Source organism: Desulfotomaculum sp. (assembly GCF_982386235.1).
The window spans coordinates 157021-173838 of sequence record NZ_CEVWQM010000002.1 but is presented as its reverse complement, the minus strand read 5'-3'; the positions used below and the strand labels follow the sequence as shown (position 1 = coordinate 173838).

Sequence of the window (16818 nt, the reverse complement as noted above, 5' to 3'; positions counted from 1 at the left end):
TAATCAGATGGAAGTAAATACCCGGGCCTTTAAGGCTTATGATATTCGGGGCAGAGTTCCAGAGGAGTTAAATGATGAACTAGCCTACCTTATTGGCCGGGCCTATGTGCAGTTGTTTAAACCCCAACAGGTTGTTGTAGGCTATGATATACGGCTAACCAGTCCGGCACTGGCGGCCTCCTTGATTCGAGGCTTACGGGAGAGCGGTTGTGGGGTAATCGATATAGGGCTTTCTGGTACGGAGCAGGTATATTTTGCTACCTTTCATCTTGGTCTGGACGGCGGTATTATGGTTACGGCCAGTCACAATCCTGAGGACTATAACGGAATGAAGCTGGTAAGAGCTGGGGCATTCCCCATTAGTGGTGATAGTGGCTTGAAAGAAATTGAAAAACTTTTAGTAAGCGGACAATGTAAGGAGGAAAAGCCCTCCACTGGGGCTTTAGGTTCTTACTGTAAAACAAACATCATGGCTGACTATGTTCAACACTTGTTATCATATATCGATCCATCTGTTTTAAAACCAATTAAAATAGTAGTGAATGCTGGTAACGGTTGTGCCGGACCGGTTCTTAATGAGTTGGAGCCCCACTTACCTTTTGAATTAATTAAGATCCAACACCAACCGGACGGTACTTTTCCTAACGGAATTCCCAACCCATTATTACCAGAAAACCGTGTAGCAACAGTTGAAGCGGTTCGAAAAAATAAGGCAGATGTGGGATTAGCCTGGGATGGAGATTATGATCGTTGTTTCTTTTTTGATGAGAAGGGTAATTTTATTGAAGGATACTATATAGTGGGACTTTTGGCAACCTCCTTATTATCTCGACAGCCCGGGGCTAAAATTATTCACGATCCCCGATTAACCTGGAATACCATTGAGTTAGTACAGCAAGCAGGTGGGGTGCCAGTTCAGAGTAAAACCGGCCACGCCTTTATAAAAGAGCGCTTACGTTTGGAAGATGCAGTCTACGGTGGGGAAATGTCAGCCCACCATTATTTTAAGGATTTCAGCTACTGTGACAGCGGCATGATACCTTGGCTATTAGTACTGGAGTTGATGAGTCAAAAGGGCAAAAGTCTATCGGAACTGGTTGGTGAGCGAGTCGCTGTATATCCTGTTAGCGGTGAGATTAATCGGCGAGTAACAGATGCAAGAAAAGTAATGGAGCAGGTAGAAAAAACTTTTTCAAATGGTGCGATCGCGATTGATCACACGGATGGTTTAAGCGTAGAGTTTGCTGACTGGCGATTTAACCTGCGTAGTTCTAATACCGAACCAGTATTACGATTAAATGTTGAAGCAAGGGGCAACCGTGAACTCATGCAACTAAAGACTGAGAAATTGCTGGCTTTTATAGATGGATTGGGATTGTAATTTTTTTAAATTTCTTGATAATGATTTTTTTAATGGGTTTGAGATCATTTCTGTGAATACCAGTAGCACAGGTAAACGAAACACCCAGCAGCCAAAGCTCCTAATATTGGACCTGCAATACTACTTTGTAAAAGAGTCTATTTCAGGCCTAAGTTTCTGCCAAATTCATAAGCCTTTTCCATTAAAGCCGCATTACTTTTTACTTCACCCGCATCGTGCAATCCGGAACCTACTAGGATTTCTGGAATAAACTCAAATCCTATAACCTTTAAAATTCCAGCTACCGATTGAAAATAGTCCATAAATGCATCCTCTGCTGTACGATGCTGTGTAAATAACAAAGCAAATTTAATGTTTTTTTGTAGTCTACTTGAATAGTCAGCATTTAGGTAAGCATAAAGGCGGTCTACAATTAATTTCAATTGAGCGGACATTTGCCACATATAGATGGGAGATGAAAAGACAAGAATATCTGCTGCATGAATTGATTGATAGATATTTTGCATATCGTCTTCAACTACACACCGGCCTTTTCTTTTACAGGCATTGCATCCTTGACAACCTTTTATGTTTAAGTCATTGGTGTGATAAACGATACAATCAGACCCTTCTTTTTTAGCTCCTTCCATTACCCTATTGAGTAATATGGCAGTGTTTCCATGTTTACGTGGGCTACCCAAAAAACCAACTATCTTCATAATAACTACCTCGTTTTTGTTTTAATTGTAGCATATAATCGAGTCAAGGGATTAGAGGAGGAGATAACTTTGAATATAAGATATGCTGCTGAAAAGGACCTGTCAACGATAGTAGATATTTACAATTCGACTGTTTCTTCTAGAATGGTCACGGCTGACACTAGCCCAGTAACAGTTGAAAGTAGGTTAACTTGGTTTCGTGAACATAATCCAAATAATCGTCCAATCTGGGTTATAGAGGACACTTACAATATTTTAGGTTGGTTAAGTTTCTCCTCTTTTTATAACAGGCCAGCCTATCATGCTACCTCGGAGGTTAGCATTTATATTGCCGAACAGCATCGAGGAAAGGGTATCGGTAAAAATTTACTGTCCAAGGCAATTCAAGAAGCCCCAGGATTAGGGATTCATACTCTTCTGGGATTTATCTTTGGTCACAACGAACCAAGTCTACAGTTGTTTTTGAGATTTAATTTTGAACGTTGGGGTTATTTGCCTAGAATAGCTGTTCTGGATGGAATAGAAAGGGATTTAGTAATCCTTGGCCTGCGAGTTGACGAATGTATTTTTTAGTTAATTGACCCACGCTGGGGGTTGCCTTTGATTTGAAGCCGAAATACCTTTTTTAAAGTATAAATGGTACAATAAAATTTAAGTATTTTATAAATGGTTGAATTCGTGTTTTTAGGTGGTGGTTTGACATGTTTGGCAAAATAGCTGAAATGAGAATGAAAGAAGCATTATTAAAGGGAGAACTTCAAAATTTACCGGGTGCAGGAAAACCATTACAACTGGAAAACCAGAACCCGTTTATAACGAAAGAAGATAAAATGATCGCTATGGTCCTAAAAAGCGCAGGGGAATTACCAATAGAAATCATTTTACTAAAAGAGATAGAAGGCATAGAGCAAGAGCTTGCAAAATGTAAAATAGCTGATGAAAAAGAAAATTTAAAGCAAAAATTAAAAGAGTTACGATTGAAATATGAGATACAAAGGGATGCACGCAGTAATTTCTTTCGTAACTAATTCAGTAAGCCATTATGCTGCTGGGATAAGTAAAAAGTCCATTCGAAATTTATAGAGGAGTTGATGGGATTTTTCATGAAAATAAAACGGCTATTGTCAGTGATTCTACTGTGGTGTCTGGTTTTGCTGGCGGGCTGCTCTGACAATCCCAAGCAAGGGGAAGAAACATGGGTGTTGGAGCGGGAAAATGTAATAACCTTCTCTGATGGTGAAGGCGCAAACCGGTGGCGGAGAGATCATATTGGCGATGTTCTCTACAAGCTTTCGGATGGAACTACTCTACTGACCATCCGAGTCTCTATTGGCCCGGACAATGTTTATGTCGGTGGGGTAGAGAGCTTCGATGATTTGAGTGAGTCTGCCCAAAAGGCCGTCAGTGAATTTTATGAAGAGCAGGGCCTCCTCTACGACACCCTAGCTGAACTGCAAAATGCCTATGAAGAGTATCTGACCTGTAAGGAAAGTGGAAAGGTATACCAGGAACGTTTTATCGGTCAGAATATTGCTCCCACAGCTTCTAATGATAATATCATGTGCTTTCTTACAGTTGTGACCCTACCCGTGAATGGGCAGATGGCACAGGAGATTCGTCTGGGTGCGGCGTTTGACCGGAAGACTGGTGAGGTGCTGAGTAACTGGGATATGTTTACTCTGCCGGAGGAGAAAGCCCGACAGTGGCTCTTGGATAAGTTTGTCGTTGCCGCTCCTGCTTTACGGGCCGAAATGGAAGCTGCGTTGAAACCGGAATATATTATTCTGTTTCCCCAAAATATGGAAGTAGCTTTTCCTCAGGGAACCCTACCGAGTCAAGAGTATAGTTATCATGTTAGCTTAGACTACAATGACCTCCGGGAAGTGCTTCAGGCCTGGGCCATTCCAAATCAAGTTAAAAGGTGAGGTTATAGCATAATCTATAATAATGGGACTTGGATTCGTTTTAGCACAATTACGGATAATCATTCTCAGGAAGCTGCTGTTATTGCTAATGATGCGTCAGGAAGTATATCCTTGACAAATAGAACATACAAAAACCAGCCCTTTTAACAGAGCTGGTTTTATCCTTACTATTCCCAAACCTTAACTTCTTTCATTTTCGTGCCGGGTTTAATCTGGTCAACAAACTCCATACCTTCAGTAACTTTGCCAAATACAGTATGTACACCATTTAGGTGAGGTTGTGGTTCATAGACGATAAAGAACTGGCTGCCACCGGTGTCTTTGCCGGCATGGGCCATTGATAAGGAACCACGTTCATGCTTGTGGGGGTTGCCTGCTGTTTCACACTTAATGGTGTAGCCAGGGCCACCGGTACCAGTGCCATGGGGGCAACCGCCCTGGGCAACAAAGCCGGGGATTACACGGTGAAAGTTAAGACCATTGTAGAAACCGTCATTGGCTAATTTTTCAAAGTTAGCAACTGTTCCAGGTGCTGCTTCGTCGAAAAACTCAATTAAAATCTTACCGCCATTTTCTAATTCGATACTACCTTTTTTCAAAAAAAGCGCCTCCTTTGTCAATAACTCTCATTATTCTACTACAAAGAAGTCATACAGGCAAATAATGTCATAAAAAACCACGGCCCATGGTCCTTCCAAGCGGATGCCATAGCTTTATTGATTTAGGCTTTTAATTCTCTCATTTGAGCGATTGCATCTTCCCAATGTTCTAAATCCCTTAGCAAACCCTGCAACCTTGGAAATCCAGGATCATCTTTTACATTTTGGATCAGATCTGCCAAGGTCAGTAACTCCCTTGATCTCTGAGAATTTGGTTGAGCATCGGTCAATTCTGTAAAGCCCGACTCCTCCCTGATTTTATACCAAAGTAAAACCAAGGGATGCAAATTTATACTGGATTCTGGATTCCAACCATCAATTTTATGTACTTCTTTTTTAATAAAGGCATGTCCCAGTGTATCTTCCAAAAGACGCAGTGCTTCGTGAATATCCATTTGTTAACCTCCCTACCTTTATCTATATACATATATTATAGCAAAAGAGCTATACGTAAGTTGCTCACTTATGTATAATTATTTTGACCAATTATGTTCTTAGTTAAGTACTGGGGGTATCAGGTATGCTAACCTTTGTGGCATTGGATCTGGAAACATCGGGGCTAAACTGCTTGCAGGACGAAATAATTGAAGTGGGCCTGGTCAAAATAATTGACGGCCAGGAAAGCGAATATTTTACCTCCCTGGTTCGGCCCAGGGGTATCTTGCCGGTTAAGATAAAACGCCTTACTGGCATAAATGATCAGGACTTTGTCAATGCCCCTGATATTCAGGAAATCATGCCCCAGATACTAAGTTTTATTGAAGATTACCCGTTGCTGGGCCACAATGTCAAATTTGATTACGATTTTTTAACCGCAGCAGCAAAGCAACCACTCTTAAATACACTTTACGATACCCTTGAACTGGCCAAATATATCATGCCCAATGCTTCCAGTCATCGTCTGGGTAGGCTATGTAATGACCTGAATATATTGATACCAAACCAGCATCGAGCCCTTGACGATGCCAGGGGTTGTGCTGGCCTGCTGCTAAAATTACTCGATCAATGCCGAGAATTTGAACCAGACATCATTTGGCAATTAAGCCAACTTTTGAGTCAAGCCAGTTCTACGTGGCATCCTGTGTTGCAAACCTTGAGCAGTCAAATGATCAAATTATTCCCGAACAGAAAAATCACAGCCCCCTCACCAGGGGCTAAAGAGGATGATAAGCCTAAGGAACATCGGCCGGAACAAGAAGGTAATTTAAATCAGGAACATTGTTTAGCTGTCCTGGGTGAGGCGGGGTTGCTGGAAAAAACCTTGCCTGGCTTTCATTTTCGATCCCAGCAATGTGAGATGATGGAGTATGTCATCAAGGGCCTTAATGAGGATAAAATAGTCTTAGTGGAGGCTGGTACTGGTACTGGGAAATCCCTGGCATATTTAGTGCCTGCCATAGCCTGGGCCAAACAAAAGGATCAGCGTGTAATTATTTCTACCCATACCATTAATTTGCAGGAACAATTATGGAATAAGGATATTCCTATACTAGAAAAGTTACCCAATTATGAATTTAAGGCTGCCATTATGAAAGGTCGCAGCAACTATTTATGCCTTCGACGCTGGCAATCTTTAATGAAGGAAACCAACCATACCCAGGAAGAAGCAGCCTTTTTAGCCAAAATTCTCATTTGGCTATACAAAACCAATATAGGTGATAAAGCGGATCTGATCTTAAGTTACCAGGATCTAGAATATTGGTATCGTATTTGCTGTGAAAGCCATGGCTGCCTGGGTAACCGTTGTAGTTACTTTAAAGAAAAATGTTTCTTTATGGCTGCCAGGCGTAGGGCAGAACGGGCAGATATCGTGATCGTTAACCATTCCTTGCTGCTTAGTGACGCGAATGCGGATAATATGATTTTGCCCTCCTACGGCTCTTTAATTATTGATGAGGCCCATCACCTGGAAAGCTGTGCCACAGATCACTTGGGTAGATCAGCCACCCGATTAGAAGTTGTGCGATGGTTAGCTGCCGTTACAAAACTTCAGAAAAGGGTAGATCAAGTTTTATTCCTTGATGAAAATGAATTATGGCAAAGGCTAATCGTCAAAGGCAATGATGCAAAACAGAAAACCCGTGAGGCTGCCCAAAGCTTTTTTGAACTACTCACAAATTGGCTCAATTTTACTGCGAATAACGCGGAAGGCCGCTCAAGTATGCGATTTGTCCAGGAGGGAAAACTAGAAGGTAGTCCCAGTTTACCCCCCGCAGTGGATTCCGCATTGGATAATTTATTAGTAAATCTGCGAACCCTTTGTCAGGTATTAATAAAAATGTCAGACCAACTTGAAGAGAGATCGGTTACTGGAGATACACCCGGTATCATTCGGGATTTATCCTCCTGGGCCTCCATCGGTCAAGACCTCAGTAATAATCTTGAATTAATCTGTAGGAATTACGAAGATGACCAAGTTTACTGGGTTGAAGGGGGCGGCAGTTCACCCGAGGTGATATTGAGATCTGCTCCCATTGACGTTGGGCCGCTGTTGTACGAAAAATTGTTTTCTGAGCCAAGGCCAGTTATTTTAACATCGGCAACCCTTTCCGTGGACGGCAATTTTAAACATTATCAAAAAAGCATTGGGCTTGATTGTCTGTCGCCAAATAATGTTTTGGAAAAACAACTGGGCTCACCCTTTAATTACGGTGAACAGTCTCTTTTATGCGTTACCAGGAATATACCACAGCCGGGACAAACGGTTGGTAAGGATTATCATGATGTTTTAGCCAAGGCTATTTTTCAAATTTCCTTAGCAGCGGCAGGTCGTACCCTTGTGCTATTCACTTCCCATCGTTCCCTAAGGGAGACCTATCAGCGGCTAAAACAGCAATATGAAGCTGAGGATATTTGTTTACTTGGTCATGAACTGGATGGCAGTCGAAGCCGCTTGGTGGAGCAATTTATGGAAGGAAAAAGAACTGTTTTATTTGGTGCCGCAAGCTTTTGGGAAGGCGTCGATATACCCGGTGATGCATTGTCCTGCGTAATTATTGTAAAACTGCCCTTTGTCCCCCCAAACCATCCGGTTACCGAAGCAAGGCTGCAAAAATTATCTCGCTTAGGGAAAAATGGATTTATGGAATACCAAATCCCCCAGGCAGTTATCAAATTTAAACAAGGCTTTGGTCGTCTGATTCGGGGACCAAAAGATAGGGGAGTCGTGGTGGTATTGGATAGTCGCTTGGCCGAAAGAAAATACGGACATAAATTTTTTAATTCTCTGCCAGTAGCACATCATATTCGGGACAATTGGATAGAAATTTCCAACAAAGTAAATAAATGGTTGAATGTTGGAAAATAATCTCCCCACCCCTTTCACTAAATGGTAGACAGTGCTAAAATAAAGTAATGCATAAGGCAGTATCTTAAAATATTACGGGGAGGTTCCCGATGAAAGGTCAACACATACCCAGTTTATTTACACTGGGCAATTTATTATTTGGTGTCTTTGCCTTAGTTCTGGCATTGGATCAAGAGTACATTCAAGGTGGTATGATGGTGCTCTTAGCTGGTGTTATGGACTATTTGGATGGCAAAGTTGCAAGAAAACTTAATGTTTCTTCTGAGTTTGGTAAGGAATTAGATTCCCTATCAGACCTTGTATCCTTTGGCGTGGCACCGGCTATTTTAGCATACGCCTTACAATTATCGAATTGGGGCTACTGGGGGTTAGCTATTTCTTTGGCCTTTGTTACCTGTGGTGCGTTGCGACTAGCAAGATTTAATGTTAGTACATTTTCTGGAAGTTTTATGGGTGTCCCCATCACCGCAGCTGGCGGTACGGTGGCACTATTAATCATTTCCTCTGGAAAATTACCTATTTTAGTACTTCCCATGGTTATGTTGTTATTATCTTGGTTAATGATTAGTAAAGTAAAAATACCGAAATTCTAGCAAATTTTTTCTGCATGGTATTTTTTACGCTAAGACGTCATATTGTTACACAGATGCACAATATTGACCCCAAACTAATACAATAATAAGGAATTCAGATTAAAGAGGGGTGAAAGGAATGCGTGTGTACTTTGTACGGCTTCCCAATTTTATACGTTCTTTTTTATTAAAAATTTGGAGTTGAGAATAGGGCAGGCCGGGTGGCTTGCCTTATTCTTTTTAAAAAAATGTAAAAACATTTACTTTTATGCAGGACTTACGGATATTATAGTCGCATTTTACATTATATAACAAATTTACCAGTTAAATAATATTGGTTATTGCTTGGAAGAGGGTGTCTTCGCTGGCTCAGCTTTTTATTTGCATAATATTATTTCTAGGTGTATCACAATGGACTTATGAAAATTATAATCTTAATCGTTATGTTTACTTTTTTTTAAATTTAATTTTTGTGACTGGCATCGTGTTTTTTATGTTATGGAAGTTTAAAAGGGTTGACCATGATTTAAGTAGCCACAAAGGACTTAAATTGTTTGAGGACCTATCCATGGCAATCATTGCCGTGGACCAAACTGGCAAAATTATTCTGCTTAACCATTTTGCCAGGAAAATATCCGGCGTCTCTCCTGGTGAGAGTCAAATAAACATATTGCAAAATACATATCCCGCGGATACCCCTTTATTTTTTCTTGCCCAAACCCTGCAAAGGGATGAAGAGTTTCATGAACAATATTACAATTATCAAGATGCTCAGGAAGTTGTCTATATGTATCTAAGTACTACAAAAATACTGAATGAATTGGGACAACAGGAGGGAGCGCTTTTAATTGCCTGTCAGGTCTCTGAACAAGCCTTTTTAAGCAGACATTTAAGTCAGAGGGGAAAGCTTGCTATGATAGGAGAGTTGGCAGCTGGAACAGCCCATGAAATTCGTAATCCCCTAACTTCTATAAAAGGTTTGGTACAATTAATCGAACAGCGATTTTCCCAGGATGATCCTGCAAGGCAACATATTAATATTATTTTAAAGGAAATCGAACAGATTAATAGTATCATCAAAGAATTATTGTTATTAGCCCGGAGGACAACCCCCAATCTCAGCTTTGCCTCTTTACCTGCAATGTTAGATCAAGTGCTTTTATTGGTTGAGGGAGAAGCAAATATTAAAGGAATTAAAATTATTAAGGATTACAATGACCAGTTGCCGCTAATGATATTAGATGAGGATCAGATAAAACAGGTGTTTTTGCATTTGGCAACGAATGCTATTTACGCCATGCCAACCGGGGGAGAATTTAGAGTTTTCGCTCAGTACATTGAAAATAATAAGGCTATATCCGTATCTTTTATTGATACAGGTATTGGCATTAATAAAGAGAATATACCAAGGCTGTTTCAGCCATTTTTCACAACCCGTCCCGAGGGTACAGGTTTAGGACTTCCGGTAAGCTATCAAATTGTTGATAACCATGGTGGAAAAATATCGGTTTATTCGGAGCCTGGCAAGGGTAGTTCCTTTATTGTGACCTTACCTTTAGCAAAGGCTTAATAATCCGATTTATAAAGAGAAAACCCCTTAGTAGGCTAAGAGGTTAAACCGATACCTAGTATGCCACCTAGTCCACCGGCTGCAAGAGCCAATACTAATTTTCCAAGGGCACTGGGAAATAACACACTTCCGGGCAAAAACAAACCAACTAATAGCCAAATTATGATAAAGGTCATTATTCCTACGCCAAGGCCATTAAAAAGCCCTTTGCTGCGAGTCCTTTTTGCAGCATAACCAGCACCTAGTAAAACACTCAAAAAAAGGATAAGGATGGAAACCCAAGACATCGATTTTTCGGGAGCATTCGTAAAATAATAGATTAACCCGGCCAGTACACTAAAAACCAATGAAAAGCCTAAAGCAACTAAGGTTCCACGAAAAATTGAAGGAAAATTTAACATGGGAGTCCTTGGGACATCTTGCTTAAAAGCCATATTTTTTACCTCCTAACACTATTTAACATATTTTTATGTGGCAAACTTATGTTTATGCCATAAAAGAAAGGAAGACAATATGGATAGGGAATTTATCTTAAGTTATCAAATTGGTGAAACATTATATCTAAATGTTACAAACCGCTGTTTAAACAAATGTGCTTTTTGTATTCGCGAAACACCCTCGGGAATTGGTTTTAATTTATGGTTAAATAAAGAACCCACGATCGAGGAGGTCTTAGCAACAGTAAAAGATCCCGGGCAGTATCAAGAGATCGTTTTTTGTGGTTACGGCGAACCCTTGATAAGGCTGGATGTTGTTAAAGCGGTTGCTAAAAAACTCAAAGAAATGGGTGCTAAATGCATTCGCATCAATACAAATGGTCAGGCTAATCGTTATTATGGGCATAATGTTGCCCCTGAGTTAGTTGGATTAGTTGATATTATGTCAATTTCTTTAAATGCTCAAAATGCTGCCGTTTATACGGAAATATGCAAGCCTGTAGATGGTGAGAATGCTTATTTTGCTATGTTGGAATTTGCACGAAAATGTGTAGGGGTGATTCCCCGGGTTATTTTATCTGTGGTTGAATGGCCGGGGGTAGATGTAGGGGCCTGTCGTGCCATTGCGGAAGATTTAGGTGCGGAGTTTCGAGTCAGAAAACCAACCGTTTAATATAAACCATGTGCCAAAATTGAATAAAACAGCAACCCGAATTTCGGGGTGCTGTTTTATTCAGCCAATGGATTATCTCCGGTGCCGCCTGAGCGATCTTTATTGCTGTTATGATCATAAAAGTCATGCTCCCACTTACCATCGACATGAATATGGGTGGCAGAGCCAGTTGGTTCATGAACAAATTTTTTGCCCCGATCATCATGCTTTTCTTCTTCTAATTGATAATTATTTCTATTATCCTTTGTCATTAAAATAAACACCTCCCTAGCCATTTGTATTAATTTCACCAGATAAATTTTAGTTATACACTAAAATCTTATATTTTCTGATAGTGTTAGAAAAAACCTGCCGGGAAAGAATAATAAAAAAATCAGGAAGGTGAAATTTATGAGTAAAGATATGAATGTAGTTGATACTTTTGATATTGCCATTATTGGTTGTGGGCCGGCGGGCCTATCTGCTGCAATAAATGGGGCGATTCGGAAGAAGAAAGTTGCTATCTTTGGTACAGATTTGTGCAGCCCTAAACTGCACCATGCACCACATATCGATAATTATCTTGGGTTTCACAATATAAAGGGCGAAGAGCTTCGTCAAAGGTTTTTGCAACATGTAACAGCAATGGGTTTGAAAATCAGCCAAAGTAAGATTACCGGAGTTTATCCAGATCAAAATGGCTTTACTCTACAATCCCGGGATAAATTCTATGCGGCGAAAACGGTTATTCTTGCCAGTGGGGTCAGCACCATCAAACCAATTGAGCAAGAGATTGAATACCTGGGGAGAGGGGTTAGTTACTGTGCCACCTGTGACGGACCTCTGTATAAAGGAAAAAAGGTTATCATTTTGGCCTATAATAAAGAGGGGTTAGAAGAAGCAAACTTCTTAGCAGAATTGGCTTCAGAGGTTACTTTGGTTTCCCAGGTTAAAGAACAGGATGCGCAGGGAATTCAGATTGATAAAAGTATTAAAGTGGTTATTGGTAAACCTTTAAGAATTATCGGAGAAATATGGGCCACGGGTGTTGCTTTAGACAGTGGTGAAATTCATGCAGACGGTATCTTCATCATTCGTGATTCCGTCTTACCTGATCAATTGGTACCAGGTCTTGATTTTTCCACTAAAGGAATTAATGTGGATCGTACAGGTGCCACAAACATACCAGGAGTTTTTGCTGCGGGGGATTGTACAGGTGCACCTTATCAATTAAGTAAAGCAACCGGGGAGGGTCAGGTAGCAGCTTTAAGTGCTGTGAAATATATTGACGAGAAGAAAGCTAAGGGATAAAAAATGGCCAAAAACACAAGGGGACGGTTCTTCTGTGTTGTTCCCATGGGAACAACACAGAAGAACCGTCCCCTTGTGTTTTTACACCAATCTCTTGGTCATGGGAAAGTTTTCATCGTCAAAGGCGTAATGTACACTGGGTAAAAAACCCTGTCTACCCCAAAAGCCAACCGAATTGTCTCTGGGGTCCAAGGTATTGACCTTGGCCTCCAACTCAATGGAAAGGCAACCACTCGTTCTAAGATAATTTTCTAATAACTGATAAACCTGTGTACCAAGATTTTGTTGTCTTAATGACAGTGGTATTTGGATATAATGAATTTTGGCCTGGGGTAAGCCCCCCCGGTCCTTTTTAAATTGGAAAATTAAATAAAAGTTTTCTTCTTCTACTTCGTTATTGTGCTGTGTGGAAGTTAGATATACACAATTGGGGAACAACACATGCTTTACCAGACAAAGGGAGTGTTTAATTAAGTCTTCCAATACAGTTTGAAAATGCTCAATTTCTCTGTCTGGGGCTTTCATTCCTTGCATAATATCACCCCTCATGGTTTCTACCTATAATATACACCTTAGACTTCGCTATTGGAATCTAAATTAACGATTTAATTTAAAAGAATATTGTCACATTTGAGATTGATTTGACGCACGAAAATGGTAATAAGTGGAAGGAATACGAAGCTCCGCCCGAGAAGTTTAGTTTAAATATTAATAAAGGAGCGGTGCTGAATGTTGAGCTTTAAGGAGATACTATTAAAAACATTAATAAGGATAAATTTTTTTCAAAATCTAGCCTGTCTGTATGAAGCAACCGGGGCCGGTAAGTTAGCATTGCGTTCCCTTGAGAAAGCCATAGCAATCGATCAAGATAATCTGGATTTACACTTACAGGCCAGTCGCATTTATCTAAAACTAGGTCAAATTGATCAAGCCGCCTTACATTGTAAAAAGGCTGCCTCTGGTCTTGGGCCGGGAAGTTTTATTTATTGGTTGGAGCGGTCTAAAAATAGGGGTCTTAAACCGAATCATTGGGAACAAAGTGAAATTTTAGAGCTGCGGGAGGAATTACCTGCATGTTATGCTGCCCCAACTGAGGATCATACTTCTGAATTTAACAACAGTGGGCTTTATCTCTTGGAGAATGGAAGATATCGTGAAGCCCTTGCTTGTTTTAAGCAAGCCATGGTTTTAGATAGTGATTCAGCTATTTTGTTTAATACTGGTATTTGTTTAAGCAAGCTTAATCAGCACCAGGAAGCCTTAGCCTATTACATTGAGGCTCAATTTAAGGGAATTAACAGTCCAGAACTGCTAAATAATAAAGGTTATAGTTTATTCCATCTGGAGCGATACGAAGAAGCACTTGCTTGTTATGAAGTTGCTCGTCAGTATTTACCGCAAGATATTACTTTGTTAAGCAACCTGGCATCCTGTTACAGGTTTATGAAGAGGACTTCGAATGCAATTGATTGTTATAAAAGTGCTATCAAAGCCTATCCCAATGATGCTACTCTCTACAACAATCTAGCAATTTGCTATGGAGATATCGACAACCCGAAAGAGGCATTGGAAAACTATGAAATGGCCTTAAAATTTTCCCCCGAAAATTGTACCTTCCTCTTAAATTATTGTGTTTGCTTAGAAAGTTTAGGACGTATACAAGAAGCCCTTCATACTGTAATGAAAATTTTGGATCTTGAACCCCAGAATTACCGGGCCTGGGGGCTTAGGGCAGATCTATTAATTAATCAGGGTAAAATGAGAGAAGCCGCTGCATGTTATGAGAAAGCCTTTGGTTTGGCAGTTTAGTAGCCAAATGATGGCTATTTTTTTTGCCTTTTAGCAGGGAGAATGGAAGTTGGGGAGAATATAGTAAAGTTTAGGGCCGGGAGAAATACTATTTTTAAGGGAGGAAGACAAATGTTCGAATTAACAGTAAAGAGTAAATTCTCCGCCGCCCATGTTCTATATGGGTATCCAGGTGATTGTGCAAATCTCCACGGACATACTTGGACCGTTGAAGTTAAGGTCTTTGGTCATCGTCTCAACGAACTGGGTATGTTAGTTGATTTTAAGGATATTAAAAAACAACTTGCTGCCATTGTGGATCAATTTGATCATCGTTATTTAAATGATTTACCTGGCTTTGGAGAAGCTGGGGTAAACCCTACAGCGGAGAACATATCCTACTATATTTTCCAGGCATTAGCTCAAAGGGTAAGAAATATTAGGGAAGGTGTAAGGCTTAAAGAGGTTTCTGTTTGGGAATCTCCCGATGCGTATGCTACCTATCGGGAGGATTTTTGATGAATAGTATCGTTTTACTTTCCGGGGGGTTGGATTCAGCGGTAAATCTAGCCTATGCCCAAACAGAGGGAGATGTAAGATTGGCACTGACCATAAACTATGGTCAGCGTGCTGCCCGACGTGAAATAGAGGCTGCAGGTAAATTAGCCGAATACTACAATATACCCTTTCAAGTTATTGAACTGCCTTGGTTGGCGGAAGTCACCAAAACAGCATTGGTTAATCAAGATTGTCAGTTGCCAGAGCCAGCAGCTCAGGATTTGGACCTGGGTGATTTAGCCACAAAAAACGCTGCTGCGGTTTGGGTGCCAAATCGCAACGGATTATTTGTCAACATTGCTGCCTGTTTTGCCGAAACGCTTAATTGTGAGCTCGTCATTACAGGGTTTAACCGTGAAGAAGCTGTGACTTTTGCCGATAACACGCCGGAATTCTCCGCGGCAGCAACTGCCGCCATGTTTTATTCCACTGCGAATAAAGTTAAAGTCTTAAGTTATACAGGACGTTTGGATAAAAAGGAAATCGTAGCCTTGGGAGTTCGGTTAGGATTACCCTGGGAATTGATTTGGAGTTGTTATCATGGGTCTACCCAAATGTGCGGCAAATGTGAAAGTTGTCTTCGTTTGATGCGGGCCTTTCGCAAGCAAAATATAGATTTGCCCCTAAGCTTATTCGAAACTAATTCGGGAGGGAAATAGCTTGCTAGTCCAGGTTCTCAAAGCACCATTAAAATATGATGGTACTCAGTTGTCTTCTCTTTTTGCCTTTCGCAATTATGGCCTCCAGGGAGATAGTATTCTTTGTTTCCGGGGGGACTGTCAGGTGGCCTTAACTGAAATGGTGGATTTAGCGGATGTTCGTGCAAATTCCCCTATTTTTAGCGAAGACATGCTGCATTTTATTATTGAACACTTTGACCATCATTTAGAGAGTACGGTTATTCGTCAAAGACTTTTTATTGCAATCATTAAGGAAATCATTGAAGATAGAATGGGTATCAAATTTTCTCGCAGTGGCGATGATCTATATAAAGACAACTTAAAATTATCTGTATCCATTGCTACAGCTAGTCCGGTATCTACCATGATTCATACTGGGTTAAATGTTTCTTCCCAAAATACACCTGTACCAACCATTGGCCTGGCTGATCTAGGCTTGTCAACAGATGAAATACTCCCCTTTGGTGACCTAATAGCCCAGAAATATAAAAAGGAAATAGAAAGCATCCGTTTGGCAAGGTGTAAGGTTAGGGGGGTAAGTTAGTTGTTTCAAGAGGTTTTTTCTTCGGTACAGGGAGAAGGTCCTTACGTTGGTACAAGACAAGTATTTGTACGGTTTACAGGCTGCAATTTGAATTGTGCTTTTTGTGATACACCGACAAATACTAAACCCGAGCACTTTGTCTTAGAAAAGACGCCAGGTCTAAGGGACTTCATACAAATCAAAAATCCTGTGGAACCAGTAAGGATGGCTGAACTAATTAAGCATTATTATAATTTAGAAAGTCATCACTCGGTGAGTCTTACAGGTGGTGAACCACTATTACACACCGATTATATTGCTCAATTGGTTCCTCATGTTCAGGGAACCAAACGGGGAATTTTTTTGGAAACCAATGGTACTTTGCCGGAAAAATTAGCTTCAATAATTAACCGAATTGACATAATCAGTATGGATATTAAATTATTCAGTTCAACCAGAGAAAAAACCCCCTGGGAGCTGCACAAGGAGTTTTTGCAAGTTGCTTCCCAAAAAGATGTTTACGTTAAGGTAGTGGTTTCTTCTGCTACTAGCTTTGCCGAGTTGGAACAAGTTGTTGAACTAATAAAAAACATAAACCGGAATATGGAATTAGTATTACAACCTGTAACACCCAAGGGAGGCATTGCTCCCTTGGACAACCATGCACTTCTCTTATTACAAGAGCAAGCACTTAAGACACTAAAAAATGTGAGGGTTATCCCACAAACTCATTTGATGATGGGGCAACTTTAAGGAG

20 protein-coding genes are annotated in these 16818 nt (G+C 40.5%); 14 read left to right on the top strand and 6 right to left on the bottom strand.

Annotated elements, in window-relative coordinates; genetic code table 11:
* Nucleotides 1–7: 7 nt before the first annotated feature.
* The gene (locus tag AC1U9Z_RS01925; protein WP_479955498.1) at nt 8–1381 is read left to right on the top strand and encodes a phosphohexomutase domain-containing protein; all 1374 of its coding nucleotides are present in this window, start codon (nt 8–10) and stop codon (nt 1379–1381) included.
* Between the two features lie 137 nt (nt 1382–1518).
* Here AC1U9Z_RS01925 and AC1U9Z_RS01920 read toward each other — a convergent pair whose 3' ends face one another.
* Nucleotides 1519–2079 carry a flavodoxin family protein gene (locus AC1U9Z_RS01920; protein WP_479955497.1) on the bottom strand — a complete coding sequence of 187 codons (561 nt, stop codon included), beginning with the start codon at nt 2077–2079 and terminating at the stop codon, nt 1519–1521.
* Nucleotides 2080–2148: 69 nt separating this feature from the next.
* On the opposite strand from AC1U9Z_RS01920, the gene AC1U9Z_RS01915 reads away from it, so the two are divergent.
* From AC1U9Z_RS01915 to AC1U9Z_RS01905, 3 genes are all read left to right on the top strand, one after another.
* Entirely contained in the window at nt 2149–2652 is a 504-nt protein-coding gene (locus AC1U9Z_RS01915; protein WP_479955496.1) for an N-acetyltransferase family protein, read from the top strand.
* 128 nt (nt 2653–2780) lie between these two features.
* Nucleotides 2781–3107 (top strand): DnaJ family domain-containing protein, encoded by a 327-nt coding sequence (locus AC1U9Z_RS01910; RefSeq protein ID WP_479955495.1) that lies wholly within the window; start codon nt 2781–2783, stop codon nt 3105–3107.
* Between the two features lie 75 nt (nt 3108–3182).
* Nucleotides 3183–4004, top strand: a complete 822-nt coding sequence (locus AC1U9Z_RS01905; protein WP_479955494.1) for a hypothetical protein — start codon at nt 3183–3185, stop codon at nt 4002–4004.
* A gap of 167 nt (nt 4005–4171) precedes the next feature.
* Here AC1U9Z_RS01905 and AC1U9Z_RS01900 read toward each other — a convergent pair whose 3' ends face one another.
* Both AC1U9Z_RS01900 and AC1U9Z_RS01895 read right to left on the bottom strand, forming a co-directional pair.
* Nucleotides 4172–4603 carry a peptidylprolyl isomerase gene (locus AC1U9Z_RS01900; RefSeq protein ID WP_333530817.1) on the bottom strand — a complete coding sequence of 144 codons (432 nt, stop codon included), beginning with the start codon at nt 4601–4603 and terminating at the stop codon, nt 4172–4174.
* Between the two features lie 122 nt (nt 4604–4725).
* Nucleotides 4726–5058 carry a hypothetical protein gene (locus tag AC1U9Z_RS01895; protein ID WP_479955493.1) on the bottom strand — a complete coding sequence of 111 codons (333 nt, stop codon included), beginning with the start codon at nt 5056–5058 and terminating at the stop codon, nt 4726–4728.
* 125 nt (nt 5059–5183) lie between these two features.
* On the opposite strand from AC1U9Z_RS01895, the gene AC1U9Z_RS01890 reads away from it, so the two are divergent.
* The 3 genes from AC1U9Z_RS01890 (at nt 5184) to AC1U9Z_RS01880 (ending at nt 10112) form a co-directional block, all read left to right on the top strand.
* A complete protein-coding gene (locus AC1U9Z_RS01890; protein WP_479955492.1) occupies nt 5184–7970 on the top strand; it encodes a helicase C-terminal domain-containing protein in 2787 nt (928 codons plus the stop codon).
* Nucleotides 7971–8059: 89 nt separating this feature from the next.
* Nucleotides 8060–8563: a CDP-diacylglycerol--serine O-phosphatidyltransferase gene (pssA, locus tag AC1U9Z_RS01885; protein WP_333530814.1), complete on the top strand. Its 504-nt coding sequence runs from the start codon at nt 8060–8062 to the stop codon at nt 8561–8563.
* A 547-nt stretch (nt 8564–9110) separates the two neighbouring features.
* Nucleotides 9111–10112 (top strand): two-component system sensor histidine kinase NtrB, encoded by a 1002-nt coding sequence (locus tag AC1U9Z_RS01880; RefSeq protein ID WP_479955491.1) that lies wholly within the window; start codon nt 9111–9113, stop codon nt 10110–10112.
* A gap of 35 nt (nt 10113–10147) precedes the next feature.
* Here the strand turns inward: AC1U9Z_RS01880 and AC1U9Z_RS01875 are convergent, their stop codons facing one another.
* Nucleotides 10148–10546, bottom strand: a complete 399-nt coding sequence (locus AC1U9Z_RS01875; RefSeq protein WP_479955490.1) for a TIGR04086 family membrane protein — start codon at nt 10544–10546, stop codon at nt 10148–10150.
* Nucleotides 10547–10625: 79 nt separating this feature from the next.
* Here AC1U9Z_RS01875 and AC1U9Z_RS01870 point away from each other — a divergent pair, with 79 nt between their 5' ends.
* Nucleotides 10626–11222 carry a TatD family nuclease-associated radical SAM protein gene (locus AC1U9Z_RS01870; protein ID WP_479955489.1) on the top strand — a complete coding sequence of 199 codons (597 nt, stop codon included), beginning with the start codon at nt 10626–10628 and terminating at the stop codon, nt 11220–11222.
* A gap of 56 nt (nt 11223–11278) precedes the next feature.
* On the opposite strand, the gene AC1U9Z_RS01865 is transcribed toward AC1U9Z_RS01870, so the two are convergent.
* Nucleotides 11279–11473 carry an LAS seventeen-binding protein 3 gene (locus AC1U9Z_RS01865; protein WP_479955488.1) on the bottom strand — a complete coding sequence of 65 codons (195 nt, stop codon included), beginning with the start codon at nt 11471–11473 and terminating at the stop codon, nt 11279–11281.
* A 139-nt stretch (nt 11474–11612) separates the two neighbouring features.
* Between AC1U9Z_RS01865 and AC1U9Z_RS01860 the strand changes: the two genes are divergently transcribed.
* A complete protein-coding gene (locus tag AC1U9Z_RS01860) occupies nt 11613–12512 on the top strand; it encodes an NAD(P)/FAD-dependent oxidoreductase (RefSeq protein WP_479955487.1) in 900 nt (299 codons plus the stop codon).
* An 81-nt stretch (nt 12513–12593) separates the two neighbouring features.
* Here the strand turns inward: AC1U9Z_RS01860 and AC1U9Z_RS01855 are convergent, their stop codons facing one another.
* A complete protein-coding gene (locus tag AC1U9Z_RS01855; protein WP_479955486.1) occupies nt 12594–13046 on the bottom strand; it encodes an N-acetyltransferase in 453 nt (150 codons plus the stop codon).
* A gap of 195 nt (nt 13047–13241) precedes the next feature.
* On the opposite strand from AC1U9Z_RS01855, the gene AC1U9Z_RS01850 reads away from it, so the two are divergent.
* The 5 genes from AC1U9Z_RS01850 (at nt 13242) to AC1U9Z_RS01830 (ending at nt 16814) form a co-directional block, all read left to right on the top strand.
* Nucleotides 13242–14321 carry a tetratricopeptide repeat protein gene (locus AC1U9Z_RS01850; protein ID WP_479955485.1) on the top strand — a complete coding sequence of 360 codons (1080 nt, stop codon included), beginning with the start codon at nt 13242–13244 and terminating at the stop codon, nt 14319–14321.
* Nucleotides 14322–14432: 111 nt separating this feature from the next.
* A complete protein-coding gene (gene queD / locus AC1U9Z_RS01845) occupies nt 14433–14819 on the top strand; it encodes a 6-carboxytetrahydropterin synthase QueD (protein WP_479955484.1) in 387 nt (128 codons plus the stop codon).
* Nucleotides 14819–15517 (top strand): 7-cyano-7-deazaguanine synthase QueC, encoded by a 699-nt coding sequence (gene queC / locus AC1U9Z_RS01840; RefSeq protein WP_479955483.1) that lies wholly within the window; start codon nt 14819–14821, stop codon nt 15515–15517. Before queD ends, queC begins: the two co-directional genes overlap by 1 nt.
* Before the next feature lies 1 nt (nt 15518).
* Nucleotides 15519–16082, top strand: coding sequence for a DUF366 family protein (locus tag AC1U9Z_RS01835; protein WP_479955482.1), 564 nt, complete (start codon nt 15519–15521; stop codon nt 16080–16082).
* Complete coding sequence (locus tag AC1U9Z_RS01830; protein WP_479955481.1) at nt 16083–16814, top strand: 7-carboxy-7-deazaguanine synthase QueE; 732 nt, start codon at nt 16083–16085, stop codon at nt 16812–16814. It abuts the gene before it with no gap.
* Nucleotides 16815–16818: the final 4 nt, after the last annotated feature.

Bases quoted from the DNA above. Each gene is read 5' to 3' on its own strand.
- pssA (WP_333530814.1), top strand. From the start codon at position 8,060: ATGAAAGGTCAACACATACCCAGTTTATTTACACTGGGCAATTTATTA.
- AC1U9Z_RS01905 (WP_479955494.1), top strand. From the start codon at position 3,183: ATGAAAATAAAACGGCTATTGTCAGTGATTCTACTGTGGTGTCTGGTT.
- AC1U9Z_RS01895 (WP_479955493.1), bottom strand. From the start codon at position 5,058: ATGGATATTCACGAAGCACTGCGTCTTTTGGAAGATACACTGGGACAT.
- AC1U9Z_RS01855 (WP_479955486.1), bottom strand. From the start codon at position 13,046: ATGCAAGGAATGAAAGCCCCAGACAGAGAAATTGAGCATTTTCAAACT.
- AC1U9Z_RS01860 (WP_479955487.1), top strand. From the start codon at position 11,613: ATGAGTAAAGATATGAATGTAGTTGATACTTTTGATATTGCCATTATT.
- AC1U9Z_RS01850 (WP_479955485.1), top strand. From the start codon at position 13,242: ATGTTGAGCTTTAAGGAGATACTATTAAAAACATTAATAAGGATAAAT.
- AC1U9Z_RS01920 (WP_479955497.1), bottom strand. From the start codon at position 2,079: ATGAAGATAGTTGGTTTTTTGGGTAGCCCACGTAAACATGGAAACACT.
- AC1U9Z_RS01865 (WP_479955488.1), bottom strand. From the start codon at position 11,473: ATGACAAAGGATAATAGAAATAATTATCAATTAGAAGAAGAAAAGCAT.
- queD (WP_479955484.1), top strand. From the start codon at position 14,433: ATGTTCGAATTAACAGTAAAGAGTAAATTCTCCGCCGCCCATGTTCTA.
- AC1U9Z_RS01925 (WP_479955498.1), top strand. From the start codon at position 8: ATGGAAGTAAATACCCGGGCCTTTAAGGCTTATGATATTCGGGGCAGA.
- queC (WP_479955483.1), top strand. From the start codon at position 14,819: ATGAATAGTATCGTTTTACTTTCCGGGGGGTTGGATTCAGCGGTAAAT.
- AC1U9Z_RS01870 (WP_479955489.1), top strand. From the start codon at position 10,626: ATGGATAGGGAATTTATCTTAAGTTATCAAATTGGTGAAACATTATAT.
- AC1U9Z_RS01875 (WP_479955490.1), bottom strand. From the start codon at position 10,546: ATGGCTTTTAAGCAAGATGTCCCAAGGACTCCCATGTTAAATTTTCCT.
- AC1U9Z_RS01910 (WP_479955495.1), top strand. From the start codon at position 2,781: ATGTTTGGCAAAATAGCTGAAATGAGAATGAAAGAAGCATTATTAAAG.
- AC1U9Z_RS01890 (WP_479955492.1), top strand. From the start codon at position 5,184: ATGCTAACCTTTGTGGCATTGGATCTGGAAACATCGGGGCTAAACTGC.
- AC1U9Z_RS01880 (WP_479955491.1), top strand. From the start codon at position 9,111: ATGGCAATCATTGCCGTGGACCAAACTGGCAAAATTATTCTGCTTAAC.